The 17519-nt window shown below is 71.1% G+C and carries 19 protein-coding genes; 10 read left to right on the top strand and 9 right to left on the bottom strand.

Features of this window, described 5'->3' with window-relative positions; translation table 11 throughout:
• The first annotated feature begins 5 nt into the window (after positions 1-5).
• The 4 genes from NL115_RS18015 (at position 6) to NL115_RS18030 (ending at position 4431) form a co-directional block, all read left to right on the top strand.
• Entirely contained in the window at positions 6-1283 is a 1278-nt protein-coding gene (locus NL115_RS18015; RefSeq protein ID WP_254830706.1) for a Single-stranded DNA binding protein, read from the top strand.
• Positions 1280-2920, top strand: coding sequence for a hypothetical protein (locus NL115_RS18020; protein WP_254830707.1), 1641 nt, complete (start codon positions 1280-1282; stop codon positions 2918-2920). The genes NL115_RS18015 and NL115_RS18020 overlap by 4 nt, the downstream gene beginning before the upstream one ends.
• 3 nt (positions 2921-2923) lie before the next feature.
• The gene (locus NL115_RS18025) at positions 2924-3730 is read left to right on the top strand and encodes a metallophosphoesterase (protein WP_254830708.1); all 807 of its coding nucleotides are present in this window, start codon (positions 2924-2926) and stop codon (positions 3728-3730) included.
• Positions 3731-3879: 149 nt separating this feature from the next.
• Positions 3880-4431 carry a mechanosensitive ion channel domain-containing protein gene (locus NL115_RS18030; RefSeq protein WP_254830709.1) on the top strand — a complete coding sequence of 184 codons (552 nt, stop codon included), beginning with the start codon at positions 3880-3882 and terminating at the stop codon, positions 4429-4431.
• Here NL115_RS18030 and NL115_RS18035 read toward each other — a convergent pair whose 3' ends face one another.
• A complete protein-coding gene (locus tag NL115_RS18035) occupies positions 4432-5088 on the bottom strand; it encodes a LysE family translocator (protein WP_254830710.1) in 657 nt (218 codons plus the stop codon).
• Positions 5089-5173: 85 nt separating this feature from the next.
• On the opposite strand from NL115_RS18035, the gene NL115_RS18040 reads away from it, so the two are divergent.
• Positions 5174-5965: an enoyl-CoA hydratase/isomerase family protein gene (locus tag NL115_RS18040; RefSeq protein ID WP_254830711.1), complete on the top strand. Its 792-nt coding sequence runs from the start codon at positions 5174-5176 to the stop codon at positions 5963-5965.
• Between the two features lie 23 nt (positions 5966-5988).
• On the opposite strand, the gene NL115_RS18045 is transcribed toward NL115_RS18040, so the two are convergent.
• Positions 5989-7314 (bottom strand): MFS transporter, encoded by a 1326-nt coding sequence (locus tag NL115_RS18045; protein WP_254830712.1) that lies wholly within the window; start codon positions 7312-7314, stop codon positions 5989-5991.
• 103 nt (positions 7315-7417) lie between these two features.
• On the opposite strand from NL115_RS18045, the gene NL115_RS18050 reads away from it, so the two are divergent.
• Both NL115_RS18050 and NL115_RS18055 read left to right on the top strand, forming a co-directional pair.
• Positions 7418-7813 (top strand): universal stress protein, encoded by a 396-nt coding sequence (locus NL115_RS18050; RefSeq protein ID WP_254830713.1) that lies wholly within the window; start codon positions 7418-7420, stop codon positions 7811-7813.
• Between the two features lie 87 nt (positions 7814-7900).
• Positions 7901-8266, top strand: coding sequence for a universal stress protein (locus NL115_RS18055; protein ID WP_254830714.1), 366 nt, complete (start codon positions 7901-7903; stop codon positions 8264-8266).
• A 24-nt stretch (positions 8267-8290) separates the two neighbouring features.
• Here the strand turns inward: NL115_RS18055 and NL115_RS18060 are convergent, their stop codons facing one another.
• Positions 8291-8659: a VOC family protein gene (locus NL115_RS18060; protein WP_254830715.1), complete on the bottom strand. Its 369-nt coding sequence runs from the start codon at positions 8657-8659 to the stop codon at positions 8291-8293.
• A 121-nt stretch (positions 8660-8780) separates the two neighbouring features.
• Here NL115_RS18060 and NL115_RS18065 point away from each other — a divergent pair, with 121 nt between their 5' ends.
• Together NL115_RS18065 and NL115_RS18070 are read left to right on the top strand one after the other, a co-directional pair.
• Positions 8781-9251: a hypothetical protein gene (locus NL115_RS18065; protein WP_254830716.1), complete on the top strand. Its 471-nt coding sequence runs from the start codon at positions 8781-8783 to the stop codon at positions 9249-9251.
• 117 nt (positions 9252-9368) lie between these two features.
• Complete coding sequence (locus tag NL115_RS18070; RefSeq protein WP_254830717.1) at positions 9369-10682, top strand: outer membrane protein assembly factor BamB family protein; 1314 nt, start codon at positions 9369-9371, stop codon at positions 10680-10682.
• Positions 10683-10713: 31 nt separating this feature from the next.
• On the opposite strand, the gene NL115_RS18075 is transcribed toward NL115_RS18070, so the two are convergent.
• The 5 genes from NL115_RS18075 to NL115_RS18095 all read right to left on the bottom strand — a co-directional run bounded on the left by NL115_RS18075 (position 10714) and on the right by NL115_RS18095 (position 15567).
• Positions 10714-11103, bottom strand: coding sequence for a hypothetical protein (locus NL115_RS18075; protein ID WP_254830718.1), 390 nt, complete (start codon positions 11101-11103; stop codon positions 10714-10716).
• A gap of 16 nt (positions 11104-11119) precedes the next feature.
• Positions 11120-12154, bottom strand: a complete 1035-nt coding sequence (gene asd / locus NL115_RS18080) for an aspartate-semialdehyde dehydrogenase (RefSeq protein WP_254830719.1) — start codon at positions 12152-12154, stop codon at positions 11120-11122.
• A 103-nt stretch (positions 12155-12257) separates the two neighbouring features.
• Positions 12258-13304, bottom strand: a complete 1047-nt coding sequence (locus NL115_RS18085) for an MBL fold metallo-hydrolase (protein ID WP_254830720.1) — start codon at positions 13302-13304, stop codon at positions 12258-12260.
• Positions 13297-14760, bottom strand: a complete 1464-nt coding sequence (locus tag NL115_RS18090) for an MFS transporter (protein ID WP_254830721.1) — start codon at positions 14758-14760, stop codon at positions 13297-13299. Before NL115_RS18090 ends, NL115_RS18085 begins: the two co-directional genes overlap by 8 nt.
• A gap of 102 nt (positions 14761-14862) precedes the next feature.
• Positions 14863-15567 carry a 6-hydroxymethylpterin diphosphokinase MptE-like protein gene (locus NL115_RS18095; RefSeq protein WP_254830722.1) on the bottom strand — a complete coding sequence of 235 codons (705 nt, stop codon included), beginning with the start codon at positions 15565-15567 and terminating at the stop codon, positions 14863-14865.
• A 246-nt stretch (positions 15568-15813) separates the two neighbouring features.
• Between NL115_RS18095 and NL115_RS18100 the strand changes: the two genes are divergently transcribed.
• Complete coding sequence (locus NL115_RS18100) at positions 15814-16206, top strand: DUF5658 family protein (RefSeq protein ID WP_254830723.1); 393 nt, start codon at positions 15814-15816, stop codon at positions 16204-16206.
• A 60-nt stretch (positions 16207-16266) separates the two neighbouring features.
• Here the strand turns inward: NL115_RS18100 and folP are convergent, their stop codons facing one another.
• Positions 16267-17403: a dihydropteroate synthase gene (gene folP / locus NL115_RS18105; RefSeq protein WP_254830724.1), complete on the bottom strand. Its 1137-nt coding sequence runs from the start codon at positions 17401-17403 to the stop codon at positions 16267-16269.
• Positions 17404-17519 lie beyond the last annotated feature (116 nt).

Raw genomic sequence — 17519 nt, forward strand, 5'->3', positions numbered from 1 at the left:
GCCCGATGGAGTTAGAAGACCATGCCGAGGAACTCGCCTCCGACCTCGGCGTCGACAAAGAGGAGGTCTTAGAGGACCTGGAACGGCTGGTACAGTACAGCGTGCCGGTGGACGAGGCGAAGGGTTCGCTCCGCCGGAAGTACGGCGGTGGCGACGGTGGCGGCGGTTCCGAGCCGACCAAGGCCGACATCGCCGACATCGAACCCGACTCCGGCAACGTCACCGTCACGGCCCGCGTCCTCACCGTCGGCAAGCGGTCCATCCGCTACAACGGCGAGGACCAGGTCATCCACGAGGGCGAACTGGCCGACGAGACGGGCGTCATCGATTTCACCGCGTGGAACGACTTCGGCCTCTCGGAAGGCGACACCATCACCGCGGGCAATGCCGGCGTGCGCGAGTGGGAGGGCGAGGCCGAGTTGAACCTCGGCGACTCGACGACCCTCGCGTTCGAGGACGAGTCGCTCGACGTGCCGTACGAGGTCGGCGGCGACCGCAACCTCGCCGACCTCGAACCCGGCGACCGCGGGCGGAACCTGGAGGTCCGCGTGATGGAGGTCGAGTCGAAGGTCATCGACGGCCGCGACGGCGAGACCGAGATCCTGAGCGGTGTCCTCGCCGACGAGTCGACCCGGCTCCCGTTCACCGACTGGGACCCGCATCCCGAACTCGTCGAGGGCGCGTCCGTCCGAATCGAGGATGTCTACGTCCGGGAGTTCCGGGGCGTCCCCTCGGTGAACGTCTCCGCGTTCTCGCTGGTCGCAGCCATCGACCGCGAGGTCGCGGCCAACGACGAGGCCCAGCAGCTCCCCATCGGCGAGGCCGTCGACGGCGGTGGCGCGTACGACGTGGAGCTCGTCGGTAACGTCATCGAGGTCCGGGACGGCTCGGGGCTCATCCAGCGCTGTCCGGAGTGTGGCCGTGTGGTCCAGAACGGCCAGTGCCGCTCGCACGGACAGGTCGACGCGGAGGACGACCTCCGCGTGAAGGCCATCCTCGACGACGGGACCGGCACCGCGACGGCGGTTCTCGACCGCGAGATGACCGAGGCCATCTACGGCGGGACGCTCGAGGACGCCCTCGACGCCGCTCGCGACGCGATGGACCGCGAGGTCGTGGCCGAGGACATCGCCGCCGACCTCGTCGGCAAGGAGTTCCGCGTCCGCGGGACGCTCTCGGTCGACGAGTACGGCGCCAATCTCGACGCCACCGAGTTCGCGTCCGTCGACGACGACCCGGCCGCGCGTGCGACCGCCCTCCTCGAATCGCGGGGTGACGCATGAGCGCGAACGGCGACGAGAACGGCGACGGCAGCGACGACGGCGACAGCGGCCCGGGGACCCGGGAGGTGGCCTACCGGCTGTTCGCCGCCGAGTTCGAGGACTGCGACTTCCAGTTCTCCGAGAGCGACGAGGAGCGCGCCCCCAACTTCGTCATCACGCCGACCGGCGGGCGCGTCAACCGGATGTTCCTCGTCGGCGTCCTCACCGAGCTCGAGCAGGTGAACCAGTCCATGCTCCGGGCACGCATCGTCGACCCGACGGGCGCGTTCGTGGTCTACGCCGGACAGTACCAGCCCGAGGCGCTCTCGTTCCTGGAGCGGACCGACCCGCCGGCGTTCCTCGCGGTGACGGGGAAGGCCCGGACCTACCAGCCCGAGGATACGGATGTCGTCTACTCATCCGTGCGCCCGGAGAGCATCAGCGAGGTCGACGCCGCGACCCGGGACCGCTGGGTGGTCTCGACCGCCGAGCAGACGCTGGACCGTATCGGCGTGATGGCCGCGGCCATCGAGTCCGGGCACTCCGGCGACGTGCTCCGGCAGCAACTCGAGGACGCAGGCGTCGACGCCGCACTCGCGCAGGGCGTCTCCCTCGCCCGGGAGCACTACGGCACGACGCCGGCCTATCTCGATGCACTCCGGGACCTCTCGCTGGACGCGACGCGCGTCGTCGCGAACGAGCGCGACGAGGCCGGGTCGCTCGATATCGCTCCCGACGAGGGCGGCGAGGCCGACCTCGCGATGCTGCAGCCGCCGGACGCACCATCCATCTCGGGAGGGGCAGCCGACACCTCGACCGGAGCGAGCCCGACAGAGGGGGCTGACGACGCGACGGTTACGACCGCATCGGAGTCGCCGAGCAAGGGCGAGGCGGCGGCTGCCTCCGGCGGTGACGCGACGGCGACCGGCACGCCGGAGTCGCCCGACACGGCCGAGGCGTCGGAGCCATCGGATACCACGGCGGCCGAGACCACGGCGGAACCTGCCTCGGCGGAGGCCACCGCTACCGAGGCGACTGCTACCGACTCCCGGGGGACCGACTCACCCGAGACGACCGGGACCGACGAGGGAACGTCTACGACGGCCGAGACCACGGAACCGGGCGAGACGATGGACTCGACCGAGACCGCGGAACCGGCGGCTACTCCCGAGCCGGACACGGGCGAGGCGGACGACGACATCGGCGAGTTCGAACCTGGTGAGTTCGACGCCGAGGAGCCCGAGGAGGACCCGCTCGGTGACGAGGTCCGCGAGCAGGTCGAGGAGGAGTACGGGACGGAGTTCTCCACCGGGACCGAAGTCGAATCCGAGCCGGACCTGGAGCCCGAAGCCGAACCGGAGTCGACCCCCGAACCCGAAGCCGAGGCAGAGCCGGAGGCCGAACCGGAACCGGAATCCGAATCCACCGACACCGACGCCGGTGACGCGGAGCCAGCCGAGGATGTCGACCTCTCCGAGGCCGTGATGGACGCGATGCAGGCCCTCGACGACGGCGACGGCGCGCCGACCGACGCGGTGATAGAGCGTGTCGTCGACCGGACCGGCGCGTCCCCCGACGAGGTCGACGACGCCGTACAGGACGCGCTGATGGGCGGGCAGTGTTACGAACCCGAGGACGGCCTGCTGAAGCCCATCTGAGCGGTGGCCCCCGAGACTCCACGCGTCGAACCGCTTCCCGGCGAACCGGCGGCCGTCGCCGAGACGGATGAGGGACGTGTACTCGTGCTGGCGGACTACCACGCCGGGCTGGAGGTGGCGCTCCGCCACGACGGCGTGGAACTCGGCAACCGTGCCGACGAGCGCCGCGAGTCCGCTCTCCGGCTGCTGGCCGAGAGCGGCGCCGACCGCGTCGTCCTGCTCGGCGACGTGGGCAACGCCATCGGCGACCCGAACGAGACCGAACAGCGCGAGCTGGACGAACTGTTCGCCGCGCTGACCGAGCGCGTCCCCGTCACCGTGACGCCGGGGAACCACGACGGCGGCCTCGCGGAGGTGGTGGCCGACCTCGGCTACGCCCCGGGCGACGCGCCGGACGGGCACGCCGTGACGGTCACCGACGCCGCGGGCACCCGCGTCGGTGGGGTCGGGTTCGCGCACGGGCACACGTGGCCCGGGCGCGGGGTCGTCGAGGCGCCCGTGGTCTGTACCGCTCACGAGCACCCGGTCGTCCGGCTGGAGGACGAGGTCGGCGGCCGACGGGTCGAGCGCGCGTGGCTCAGGGGTCGACTCGCACCCGACCCCTTCGTGGCTCACGCCGCGGACGCCGGTGATGAGTCACCCGAGGTGGTCGGTGACCTCGTCGTGTGCCCGGCGTTCAACGACCTCACCGGCGGAACCTGGGTGAACGAGGGCCAGGACTTCCTCTCCCCGTTCCTGCCCGAGGGCCTCGTCGATGGGGAGGCGTACCTGCTGGACGGGACGCGACTCGGGGAGTACCAGTCCGTCTGACTGTGGTGCAGTTCAGCCAACAAATCGGGCCGATAACTGGGTCTGATGGCCGATACAGATAGAGATGATTCACCTGGAGCGTAATCGATTGCAGTAGCCGAACACGGCCGCCCCGGAGAGTTAACCCGGCGGGCTTCGTCCAGGGGGACGTGCTCGGGCAGATACCCGTCCAGGCCTCGATAGTTCGTAGCGCACTCGACGAGTTCGTCGCCGGGCTGGCCGCCGCCCTGCCGGACCTGCTGACTGGGCTGCTCTTCCTGGTACTCGCCGCGGTGGTCATCAAGCTCGTCATGACCGTCGTCAGGCTCGTTCTTCGGCGGAGCGTGCCGCAGTCACAGGCAGTCTACCGGCAGTTCGTCTCGACCATCGTGTTCGTCTTCCTCTGTTTCGGGGCGGGGCTCAGTTTCCTCTCTATCGTCGGGCTCACCGCCATCGCCGCCTCGCTCGGGACGGCCACCGGCTTCCTCGCACTGGGCGTCTCGTACGCGCTGTCTGGGATGCTGGCCGACGCCGTCGCCGGGGTCTACCTGCTCCGCGACCCGGATTTCATGCCCGGTGACCGGATAGATGTCGGCGGCACCGTCGGCGAGGTGAAGAGTATCGAACTCCGGAAGACCCGCTTCCGGGTCGAGGGGGACACGATGGTCCGCGGGAACGCCGAGATCGAGAAGAAGTGGACGAAGCTGGACGACAACGACTAGTCAGGCGATGCCGAACAGCAACAGTTCGGCGCCGAACCCGAGCAGGACGACGCCCGACACCGCCTGGAGGCCCACCGCGACCCGCGGACGGGCGGCCAGGACGCCCCGGACGCGGTGGGCCGACAGTGCAACGGCCCCGAGGTAGGTCATCGTGAGGACGGCGTACCACCCCCCGTGCGCGGCCAGGTCGACCACGTCGGGACCGGCGAACTGCGGCAGGAACGCCAGGAAGAACACCAGGACCTTCGGGTTGAGGACGTTCACCGCGACACCCTGGAGGTACGCCCCGGGGATACCGTCGCTCGGCCACCGCCGGCTGCTCCCGCTCTCGTCGCGGCTTTTCCGGTCGCCGATGGTGGCACCCGAGCCGTGGGCGAGCCGGCGGAGTGTCGACCCGCCAAGGAAGAGCAGGTACGCCGCGCCGACGAGCCGCAGTCCCCCGTAGGCCGCCGGCGACGCGCGCAACAGCGCGGACAGGCCGAGCGTCACGCCGGCCGTGTGGCCGAGGATGCCCGTCGCGACGCCGGCCGCAGCGGCCAGGCCGACGCGCTGGCTGTCACCGAGCCCCCTATCGAGGACGTAGAACGTGTCCGGGCCCGGAGCGAGGACGAGCGCCCCGGCGGCGAGCAGGAAGGCGACGGGGAGGTCGACCGGCATCCGATGGGGGTGCGAGAGCAACGCGCGAATAGCTGTCGCCTGGCTCGCCCGCAGGCATTTATCCGAGCCGGGAGTGGCCCTGCTCATGACGTCCGAACACGTCGACGTGACCCACGCCGCCGACGGTGCTGTCGGCCGCATCACCTTCGACCGACCGGAGCGGAACAACTCGATGGACCAGCAGGCGGCCGACGAACTCCAGCGGGCCGCCATCGACCTCGTCGAGGACGATGCGGTCCGGTGTATCGTTCTGACGGGGACGGGCGGCGCGTTCAACACGGGGGCCGACCTCACCGCGCTCTCCGGCGACGGGAGCGACGGGGCCACGGTCCGGCGCATCGCTGGCGCGCTGCACGGGATGGTGAGCCAGCTCGCTCGCGCCCCCAAGCCCGTTGTCTGTGGCGTCAACGGCGTCGCGGCTGGCGGCGGTGTCGGCCCGGCCATCTGCGGGGACGTGGTGCTTGCCGCCGAGTCGGCCCGATTCGAGTTCGCCTACCCCCGAATCGGGCTCTCGGCCGACGGCGGCTCGTCGTACTTCCTGCCACGCCTGGTCGGGCTCCGCGAGGCACAGCGCATCGCCTTCCGCGACGAACCGGTCGGCGCCGGGGAGGCCGCCGACATCGGTCTCGCAACCGAGGCGGTCCCCGACGACGAGTTCGAGGAGCGGCTCGCAGCGGAGGCCGCACGGCTCGCCGAGGGTCCGACGCTGGCCCACGCCGCGACGAAGGGCCTCCTGCGCTCGTCGCTGGACCGCTCGCTGGACGAGCAGCTCGCGACGGAGGCCGAGACCATCGCCGGACTCACCGCCACCGAGGATTTCTCGCGGGGACTGGACGCCTTCCTCGGCGAGGGCGGGGCCGACTTCCAGGGCGAGTAGAGCCAGACTCGACGGCGGCCCCCTCAGTCATCGGCGGGAACCGTCCGGCCGCCTGTGGGCCGACTCTCGACCAGCGCGAGCCCCGCCAGCCCGGCGGCCGCGAACGCGAGCGTGCTGGCGACCGCGAACGCGGCCGGGTAGCCCGCGAGTGTCGCCATGCCACCCACCAGCGTCGGGCCGACGACGCCGCCCAGCCCCTTCGCGGTCGAGCGCAGGCCCATCAGCTCGGACTCCCGGCCCGCCGGAGCCACATCGCCGATGAAGGCGACGGCGCCGGTGGTCATCGCCGAGAAGGAGACGCCGAGGACGAACAGCGCGCCGCCCGCGACCGCCACCCGGGCCAGCCCGGTCCCGAGCCACGTCGGGCCGGCGACGCCGAGGAGGCCAGCGCCGGTGGTGGGAACGGTCGCGGTCGCCGCCAGAACCGCGAATCCACCGCTTCCGGCCATCCCGGCCACGATGAGTGGTTTGCGGCCGATGCGGTCCGCCGCGACGCCCAGCAGGTACATGGCCCCGACCTGGGTCCCGTGGTTGACCGCGAGCAGGGCGCCCATCACGGGCTCGGCGACGCCGACCACGTCGACGAGGTACGGGGCCATCAGTGCCATCACGCCCAGGACGGTCACGTTGCGCACGGCGAGAGCGACGTACAGCCAGCGCAGGCCCTTCACGCGGAAGTGGCCGCGCTCGCCCGCCGCGGGGAACAGGCGGTGCCGGACCTCTCGGAGGAGTTCGGTGCGGGTCTGTTGGGGCGCGTCGTCGCCCGAGTCCACGTCGGTCTCCGTACCTGCGTCGGTCGGGTCGACGAGGAACGCCGCGGCGACCGTCGACAGTGCCGAGAGGCCGGCGACGACGAGGTAGAGTTCGGGGCGTGCGACGGCGCCCAGCAGGAGCCCGGCGACGAACTGGCCGCCGGCGAACCCCCCCGACCGCGCCGAGTTGAACGTTCCGAGCGACCGGCCACGTCCGTCCGCGCCGCCGCGCTCGCTGGCGATGGTGAGCGCGACCGGCGCGAACCCGGCCGCGAAGACCGCGTACAGCCCCCGGAGGCCGACCGGGACCCAGACACCGTCGGCGGCGGCCAGCGGTGCGGCGGCGAGGGTCGCGAGGGTCCCCGTGACCACCAGCACCGTGCGACGACGGCCCGTCACGTCCGCGAGCGCGCCCCAGACCGGCGAGGCGAGCATCAGCCCCGCGAAGTAGGCCGTGGCAACGGCGCTCACGGCGAGCGGCGACCCCTCGCGCCCAACGTAGACGGCCATCGCCGTCCCCATCAGGACGCCGCCGCCGAAGCGCGTGGCTGCCGCCGTGGCGAGCAGTACCCACTGGGTCCGGACCGACCGGAACACGCCACCGTCTCGGCGAGGGCCGGTCTTGAGCGCCGTGGTTCGACCGCGCCCCCCGGCGAGTCCCGACCGTCGGTTTCAGGCCTCCGGCGGGGGAAGCCGACCCATGCACTACCTCGTCGCGACCGACTCGGTCCACACCACTGCGGTGGCCTGTGACTACCTCGACAGCCGGCTCGACGGCCCCGGCGCCGACACCGTGACGCTTCTGACGGTTTCGGCCGGCGACGCGCGCGATGCCGGTGACGCGGCGAACGTCGCCCGGGCCCGCCTCGCCGGGCGGGCGACGCTGGCGACGCGGACGCGCGATGGCGACCCCGCCGAGGCGATGCTGGCGGCCACGGACGAACTGGGTGCGGACGTCCTCGTCCTCGGCCCGCGCTCCGGTGCTCCCGGCAGCGATACCGAACTCGGGTCGACGGCCCGGACGGTGCTGGCCCGGGCCTCCATCCCGGCGGTCGTCGTCCCGCTGGAGCGACTCGACCCCGACGGAGTCGAGTAAGCGACGCCCCGCACGGAAATCGCCACGTGGCCGGCCGCTCCGGGGGTGACAGGCTTAAGCACCCTCCGGCGTAGAGTCCGACAGGAGATGACACGGTATCTCGTGGCCACGGCCACCTCGGCGACGACCGAGGCCGCGAGTGACTACCTCATCCCGAAACTCGACGACGAGGACGAGGTGTACGTCCTGACCGTCGAGGAGGCGGGCGTCGAGATGGACCGGGACGCACTCTCGACCGCACAGGTCAAACTGACGGAGGAAACGACCGTCCGTACCGTCCGCCGTGAGGGCGACCCGGCCGCAGAGATCGTCGCGTTCGTCCGCGAGAAGGACATCGACGAGGTGATTCTCGGCCCGCGCCGCGAGGGCGGCGAGGGGTTCAGTACCATCGGCACGACCACGCGGACCGTGCTCAACAAGGTCGAGGGGCCGGTGTTCGTGGTACCGAAGTAGACACGGGGTCGTTCTGGTGGTGACTCAGTCCTCCAGCGGCTCGATGAGTTCCACGACGTGCCCGTCCGGGTCCTTCACGAACGCCGTCCGGGCGCCGGCGGCGGGCTGGTCGCCCGGTTCCTTCACGACGCCGTGGTGGTCGATGGCCTCGAACGCCGCGTCCACGTCCTCGACGCCGACGGCGAGGTGGTCCCAGAGGTCACCGGCCTCGCCGGGCTCCTGGCCCTCGGTCTCCGAGAGCTGGAGTTCGGTGCCGTTCTCGTCGGCGACGTACAGGTTGGTGGTGTCGCCGCTCTCGAAACCCCAGCTGTGCTCGAAAGAGAGGTTCTGCTCGTACCACTCGACCGACCGCTCGGCGTCGGCCACGTTCAGACAGGTGTGGAGTATCGCCATCGTCGGAATCGGCGGCCGCCGGCGGCAAGTCCGTGTCGGTCCCGGAGCCGACGCGGGCGCTGGGGGTGAGAGCAACCGGGCGTGTCGGAGGAGCCAAACCGCCCGGGGACCAACGCCGCCCATGCACTGGCGGGCGGTTCTGGTCGGCGTCGCCTGGGGTGTGGGGTATCTCGCGGTCTGCTATCTCTACCCTGCACTGGAGCGGGTCGGACTGGTCGCGGGCCTGTTGCTCCTGGGTTCCGGGGCGCTCGCGGGCGCGGCAGCGGGATGGCTCGCGCGAGGGGGGCCCGCAGAGAGTGCCCGGCACGGCCTCTTCGCGGGCGCCGTCACGGGCGTCGTGTTCGCCGCGGCGTTCTGGCACGTGCTCTCGGTCAGCCGGTTCAACAGCTTCACCCCGTTCGGGCACGGTGGCGCGTTCTTCGCCGTCAAGCTGAGCTTCGTCTACAGTGCCGGGGACTTCCCGGTCATCGCCCGGAACCCGGGTCGCGTCGGGGGCGCCATCGCCATCGCCGGGGGCGCCGTCATCACCCTCGTCGCGGCCTACGCTGGCTACGTGGCGTCCGTCCGTGAGACGGTCGACTTCATCGGATAGCTTCTCGTTCCAGCTGTCGCGACCGTGTGTGCCGAGTCAGCGGGACAGCAGCGACTGTGCACGGCCTCGACGCGGAGGTGGCAAGACACTTGCCGGCGGAGGCGACACCAACCGGGGATGCCCTCCAGACGAGCACTGTTGGCGGCCCTCGGCGCAGCCGGTGCAGCGGGTGCGGTCGGTGCTGCCAGGGTGGCCGGTGTCCGCCGTCCGGTCGGCCTCTCCGACGCCGAGTGGCACCGCGGTGCGTACGACCGCCAGCGGACGGGGAACGGCCGTGAGCGCGACGCCCCCGGCCCGGGGCTGACACGCCGCTGGGCCACCGACGTTCCGGACGACGCACACTCGTCCTCTCCGATACTGGTCGACGGGAGCGTCCACGTCGTCGCCGCCGTTCCCTCCACACGGGCAGGAGACCGACCCCGCCCGGTCCGGTTCCTCCGACTGGACGCCGCGAGCGGGGCCGTCGAGCTGGACAGCCTGGTAACCCGCCACGAGAGCCCCGGGACGAGCGACGCGGTCGCCTGGGACTCGCTGGTGTACGCCGACGGGACGTTCTACCTGCTGGCGTTCGACGGCGTCCACGCGCTCGCGCCCGACGGGACCGAGCGCTGGCACCGCCCGCTCGGCGGCGCCCCGAGCAACAGCAACCTCGCCACCGCGCATCCCGTCGTCGTCGACGGCTCGGTGTACGCACCGACCGCGAGCACGACCTGGCACACCGACGCCAGCGAGGGACTCTACGCCCTGGACGCGGCCACCGGCGACGTCCGGTGGCGCTACGAGGTGCCGAACGACGTACGGGGCTGGACCTTCGCGCCGTCGTACGCGGACGGGACCCTCTACTGCTCCGTGCTGGACCTCGGCGTCGTCGCGCTGGACACCGCGGACGGAACGGTACAGTGGGAGCGTCGCGTGCCCGTCACCGGCCCGCCGACCGTGGGCGAGGGCCGGGTCTTCGCCTCCGTCGAACCGTCGGACAGCGACCGGTCCGGGGTCGTGGGCCTCGATATGGGGACCGGGAAGCCGGACTGGCGCACGGAGGCCGACGGGACCTGGCTCGGGCGGTCGGTCGCCACTGCGGGTGGCCTCGTCTTCCACCGCGAGCGCCTCTCGGACATCGTCTGCCGGGAGGCGGCCACCGGCGAGGAGCGATGGCGGCACGGACTGGCCTTCAGCGGGCTGGGGACACCAGCCATCGCCGACGGCCGGGTGTACGCCCTGGCTCGCCCGGAAGAGAAGGGACCCAGCGGCCTCCTCGCCATCGATGCGGAGAGCGGCGACCGCGTGGGGTTCGCGCGGACCCGGTACGAGACGGGCGGGGACACCAGCGTCGCGCTCGGCGGCGGACTGGCGTTCGCCACGTCGTCGTACGGCGTGGTGCAGTGCTTCGAGTCCTGCCTCGCCGGTGCCGAGGGGCACTGTCTGCACTGAGAACGGGGCGACCGGTAGCCGAGTAGCCGACTCACCGGTCCCTGGCCGCCCGGCCGGCGGCACGGGTCACGGCCAGCCCTACCATCCCGCCGGCGGCGCCGAATGCCCCGACCAGCACGGCGTCCTGAACTGGCTCCGGAGCGAGTCCGAGGCCGAACCGGAACCCGATGATGGTGAGCAGGAGCGCGAGGAAGGCGACCCGGCCGCGCCGGGTGCTGCCGAACCACTCCTCCAGCCCAGCGAGGCGGTCACGTACCCGACAGACGGTCGCCGCGACGGCGAACGGGACGAGGAGCCCGACGGCGAGCGCGGGACGGACGATAGTGGTTCCGGCACTGGAGAGCACGGCTCCAGTGAATATCAGGTACACGACGCCCAGAACAGTCAGCAGCACGTCGACACCGGTCGCCGAGCGGAGCATCCCGCAGCCTCCCGGGCTACAGGTAGCCTTCCGCCAGCAGCAGCTCGCCGTTCAGCACGCTCGCGCCGGCGGCGCCACGCATCGTGTTGTGCGCGAGACAGTTGAACTGGATGCCGGTCGTCGTGCTGCGGATGCCGCCCGCGGAGACGGCCATCCCGTCGTCGAGCATCCGGTCGAGGCGGGGCTGGGGGCGGTCGGGCTCCTCGAACACCTTTATCATCCGCTCGGGCGAGGAGGGGAGGTCAGCACCCGGCAGTTCGGCCATCGCGTCGGCGGCCTGGTCGGGGGTCAGGTCCTCGGCGGTGTCGGCCCAGACGTTCTCGAGGTGGCCGTCGAGGGTCGCGATGCGGTTGCAGGAGGCCGCCACGTCCACGTCGTGGAGGTGGACCTCGCTGCCATCGAACGTGCCCAGCAGCTTCGTCGTCTCGGTCTCCATCTTCTGCTCCTCGCCGCCGATGTGCGGGATGGCGTTGTCGATGATCTCCATCGAGGTGACGCCGGAGTAGCCGGCGCCGGAGACGGCCTGCAGCGTCGAGACGCGCACCGATTCGAGGCCGAACTGGTCGAGCGCGGCCAGCGTCGGGACCATCGTGATGGTCGAGCAGTTGGGGTTCTTCAGGAGCGCGCCGTCCCAGCCGCGCTCGTCTCGCTGGACCTCGAGGAGGCCGACGTGGTCGCCGTTGACCTCGGGGATGACGAGGGGCACGTCGTCGGCCATCCGCGCGTTCGAGGAGTTCGAGGAGACCACGTAGCCGGCCTCGCAGAACTCGGGTTCGACCTGTTCGCCGACACTGGACGGGAGCGAGGAGAAGATGAGGCTCACGTCGTCGGGGACCTCGCTCGGGTCGGTGGCGGAGACGGTCAGGTCTGCGACGGATGCCGGAATGGGCGAGTTGACGCGCCACTTCGCGGCGTCGCGGTACGTCTCGCCGGCGGAGTCGGCCGACGCGGTGAGCGCGGCGATCTCGAAGTCAGGGTGCGGTTCGAGCAGCTGGATGAGGCGCTGGCCCACGGCGCCCGTCGCACCGAGGATGCCAACCTTCGTCGTCATTACCCCTTCGTGTGCTACGGGTACGCAAAACGGTTCTGAATCGGGACGGCACCCGGGGACCGAACCGAGGTCGACGAGACGCGAGGGGATGTGATGGGACGGGTCAGGCCGAGAACACGCGCACGCCATCGTCCATCCGGTCGGTCGCGCGGCCCCGCTCGACCAGTTCCGCGCACGCGCCGATGGTCTCGAACAGGACGTAGGGCTCCTCCGCGATGTCGGCGCGGGTGTTCGCCACCTCGAAGGCCGGCGCCGGGCCGACCTCCGCGAGCGTCGACTCGACATCGTCGAGCAGGTCGTCGAGGCTCTCGAGGGAGCGCTCGACGGCGCCCGAGTAGTCCGTGAAGACGGGACCGTGCCCCGGGTAGACGCGGTCGAACGAGTACGACTGGAGCGAGCCGTAACACCGGTAGGAGGCGCTGATGGAGTCGAAGGTACCGCCATCGAGCCCGGCGTGGAGGGCGGCCGCACGGAACGGCTCGATGACCGCGTCGGCCGAGAAGAGGACGCGCTCGCCCGCGTCGGCATCGGCGCCGTCGGCGTCCGGCCCGAGTGTGGCGGCGAAGGCGAACTGGTCGGCCTGGTGACCGGGACAGTGGATGCTCTCGAAGGTGACGCCGCCGGCATCGAACGCGTCACCCGCCGCGAGGCGCACATCGACGGCCTCGGGCGGGCAGTAGCGGGCGTTGCGCTTGAGCGACTCGACGGCCTGCGAGACGACGTACTCGCGGAGCCCCTCGGGAACACCGACCACGCGGGCGTTCTCCGTGACGACCTCGTGGAGGTCGTCCGGGTCGCGTTCCAGGCGCTCGACGGCCGCAGCAGGCGCGTACACCGTCGGGTCGCCCGCGTCGAGGAGGTTCGACACCTGCCCATCGTGGTCCGTATGTGGATGGGTGACGAGGACGTGCGCGATGTCCGCGGGCTCGAAGCCGTGCGCGTCGAGCCCCTCGCGGAGCTCCTCGGCGCCGCGGTCCTCGGGGGCACCGGCGTCCACGAGAACCGGCTCCTCGGCGTCGACGAGGTAGCAGGCGGCGTGGCCCGGCGGCCAGTCGACGGTCGTCTCGATGCGGTGAACGGGGGGCGCCGTCGAGGTGCTCTGCGTGTCGGTGCGTGCGTCGGCGTCTGTCGGTGGGGTAGCGTCAGTCATCGTAGGTGTCGGGGTCGAGCGTGTCGGGGTCGAGCGTGTCGGGGTCCGACGCGACGTTTCCAGCGGATTCCTCGTCGGGAACCGAGTCGCTGTCGGTTTCCGTGCCGAGCAGTGTCGCGTTCACGAGCAGGAGACAACCCACCGCCAGCCCCGCACACGCGAGGTAGGTGAGGTCGTACCCGACCGCCGTGACGGCGGGGAACGCGACGAGCGGGCCGAGCGAGAGGCCGATGTCGCCGAACACGTTGTAGAGGCCGCCGAACTTGCCGGTCTCACCGGTCGGGGAGAGGTCGCCGAGTGTGGCGAGCAGCGCCGGGCCGGAGCCGCCCGTCCCGGCCCCGACGAGTGCGACGCCCGCGGCAACGCCGAGGAACGAGGGGACGAGGGCGAGCGCGGCGAAGCCGGCCGCGAGCAGCGCGAACGCGGGCAAGGTCACCAGCGCCCGGTGCTCGACGCGGTCGGAGAGATGACCGCTCACGACCGTCGAGATGGAGGAGACGACGACGCCCCCGCCCATGACGAGGCCGCTGACGCCGGCCGCCGTGAGGACGCCGACCTGCAGTTCGAGTTCGGCAGCGTACTTGACGGCGGTCGTCAGGAGGATGCCGCCGAACAGGAAGCGGATGGTCCCGTTGGCGATTCCGACCGGGACGACGCCGGGCGTCGAGCGCGCGAGTCCGGGCAGTTCACGCAGTGGCACGCGTGCGCCGGCACTCGCCCGCACGTCGGGGAGGACCACGAAGGCGACGACGCCCGCCAGCAGCGCGAGGGTCCCCGCGGTGAGGAAGGCGGTCTGCACGTCGAACACGTCCGTGAGGACACCGCCGACGACGAGGCCGGCCGGGAAGCCGAGCGACTGCCCGCCCCGCATGTAGCCCGTCCACTTCCCGCGGGTCTCCCGGGTCGTGATGCCGGTGATGATGGCGAACGCGCCGACGAAGACGAACGCCGAGCCGACGCCCCAGAAGGCCCGGGCGAGGACGAAGACGAGCCCCGGCGCCGAGACGGTCCCGACCACCGGGAGCGTCGCGAGGTCGACGGCCGGCGTGTAAAGGCCGACGACGTAGCCGAAGGGAGCGAGGCCCTGGACGAACAGGCCGGCTATCATGGGCTTGCGAGCGCCGCGCTCGTCGATGAGCTGCCCAGCGGGCGTGTTCATGACGAGCCGGGCGATGCGGTTGGCCGCGAGGATGACGCCGAGCATCACCGCGGAGATGCCCAGCACGCGGTCGAGCAACGGAAGCGTCGGGAAGGCGACGCCGGTGGCGACGCCGCCGAGGAAGACACCCGCGGTGACGGCGATGGCGACGGTCCGAACGGAGTGTTCGGAGCCGTCGCTGCCGGCTGCTCCGTCGTCCGGCGGGCCGCTCGCGCCCGCATCCGCCGGCACGGAACCGCCATCCGGCGCCGCGACACGGCGCTCGTCGGCTCCCGACTCGACTGCCTGTTCAGCCATCGGTGTCGATGGTCCGCTTCGGTGTTACCACTGTTAAGTGATGTGTCTCGTTTTATCGGGTTCGTTTATGCAGGGTGGCTTCCGGACGGGCGCGCCGACCCGTCAGTCGGCATACGGCGGCGTGAGTGGGTCGGCATCGAGCGCCGGACGGCGCCCGTCCAGCGGCGCGAACGTCTCGTCGCGACGGCGCTCCAGCCAGCGGAGGAGGCGCGCGGCCCAGTCGAGTTTCGCGTGCTTCTCCGCGCCGACCGTCGGGTCCCGGAGGTCCCAGCCCGGGAACCGCAGGCTGTCGGCGCCGAGGTGGTCGGCGAGGAAGGCCGCCCGGTCGCCGTCCGTGAACCCGCCGAAGTTCCGGACCGGCCCCACGGGCGCGGCCTGCGTCGTGGGGAGGAGCGCGTCGGGGGCACAGTCCGGCACGACCGACTCGACGAGGCCGAGGTTGTCACCGTGGGCGTGCGCGGCCACCGGGACGCCCTCGTAGGTCAACCGTCGGACCGTGTCGGGGTTCTTGTCGAGGTCGGTCACCATGCAGTCGACGGTGACACCGTACTCACGGCAGGTGTCGGCCGCGACGGAGGCCGCGAACACCACCTCGGCGTCCCGGGCGACATCGAGTTCGTCGACCAGTCGCTCGGCGCCGCCGGCCACGGCGACGGTCGCCCCCGACACCTGCTCGCGGAGGGGACCGATATCGAAGGGGGTCGCCAGCGCGGCCAGTCGGTCGCGGGCTCGCTCGTCGCCGCCCCGGTCGTAGCCGAGGTCGGCGAGGAGTCGTTCGTAGACGGGGTTCCACTGTTCGAAGTGCATTGCTGGACCTGTAGCTCCGAGACTGCTGTGACTCCGCAGATAGGTTGCGGGCCGAAGGGCACCAAGGTACCCCTACCCGGTGTGCCCTCCGGCTTCCACCTGCGCGTTGTCGTGGGGATGTCATAAGTTTTCTCGTCCGAGCGCTGATACCTGGCGTTCGGGCGTCGGACCCCTGTCGGACGTGTGTTTTCACGCTGGGAGAACGGTCGGGGGGCTTTCAAGTACCGGTAACGAACGGGTAGTTGAATGAGCGTCGGGACCGATGCGGACGACGGAGCAGGTGTGGTGGGCCGGGTGGGTGAGCTCTCCTCGCTCGGGCGCTTCTGCACGGAGGAGTTCGCCAGGCTGTGGCTCATCGCCACGGCCACGTACGTCGTCGGTGACAGCGTGACCACACTCGCGATCGTCAAGCACTCACAGACCGTGGCCGAGGGGAACGTGGCCATGGCCACAGCCATCGACGCGTTCGGCGAGGCCGGCCTCATCGGCCTGAAACTCGTGGCCATGCTGTTCGGTATCGCCGTCAGCATCTACGCGACCCGCGACCACGACCGGATGCTCTACTACACGCCACCTGTCTTCCTCGCCGTGGTCGGGGCGTTCGCCACTGCCTACAATATCCGATTACTTGTCGGATAGTTCCGAGAATCCCAGACTATTTCGATTATTCTCGATTTACGCAGGCATTATATCGATAACTCATAGCGCATCCTCGATACGCTCCAGCGCCGCCCGTAGTCGGTCGGAGCCGTCCACCTCGCGGACGACCGACCGGAGTGCCGCGGGCGTCCCGTAGAGGACGCCGGTCCCCGTCTCGCTCCCGGGCGCGAAGCCGGCTCCCACGGGTGGGGCCGTCAGCGTCGCGCGGTCCCGCTCGCTCAACCCCGACAGTTCGAACACGCGGGTCGCAGCACGGGCGGCGTGGTCGATGTCCGCTGGCGCACCGAGCCGGTTCAGGTGTCGCTGCACCTCCGCCGGCGTCCGTGCGTCCAGTTCCTCGACGCCAGCGGACGCGTCCCGCAGGCGGTCCGGCGTGAACGCGTCGCCGACGAGCGCGGCGTCGCGGGTCTCGGCCACGTCGTGTGTGCGGACGACGTGGGCCCCGCGTTCGATGGCCATCGCGGTCGCGGCCAGTGACACCGGCAGGGCCGCCTCGGTGTCGCGGCCGGCCAGGTCGCGGAGAAAGTTCTTCCGGTTGATGGAGACGAGGATGGGGCGGCCGTACCCCCGGAACTCCCGGAGCCGCCGGAACGTCTCGCGGTCGTTCTCGAGGGTCTTGGACTCGGACCAGCCGCCGAAGGCCGGGTCGACGATGGTCTTGTCCGTGAACCCGTTCATCGACAGGGCCTCGTAGATGTCATCGACTTCCTCCACAGCACCGGGGCGTTCGAGGTCCGGCGGCGAGGCCATCTTGCCGACGGCCACGTCGTACTCCTCGCAGACACGCGGCATCTCGGGGTCGGCGAAACCACAGATGTCGTTGACCATGTCGAACCCGCGGTCGAGAGCGGCTTCGGCGACCTCGTGGTAGCGTGTCTCGATGGAGAAGACGGCGTCGCCGGAGACGGACTGGATGGTGTCGACGGCCGTATCGAGGCGGTCGAGCTCCTCCTCGGCCGACAGGACCTCGAGGCGCTTGTTCGCGGATTCCAGGCCCACGTCGACGATGTCGGCGCCCTCACCGATGAGCGCCTCGTCCACGTACTCTGCCGCTGCGCCGGGGTCGTCGAACACGCTGGGCTTGTACGGGGACTCCTTCGAGACGTTCAGCACACCCATGATGCGGGTGGGCTGGTCGTCGCCGATGGCCAGGCCGGCCGCGTCGACGGTTCGCATAGCCGAATCGAGGGGCGGCGGCCGGAAAGACCTACGGAAACCGGTGGTCGGACGAACGCCCGCGGTCGGGTCCGGCGGGCGACCCAATCCCAGGGCGGTGGGTTCAGGACCCCCGG

The organism is Haloglomus salinum, assembly GCF_024298825.1.
In the GTDB taxonomy this organism is placed as follows: Archaea; Halobacteriota; Halobacteria; order Halobacteriales; family Haloarculaceae; genus Haloglomus; species Haloglomus salinum.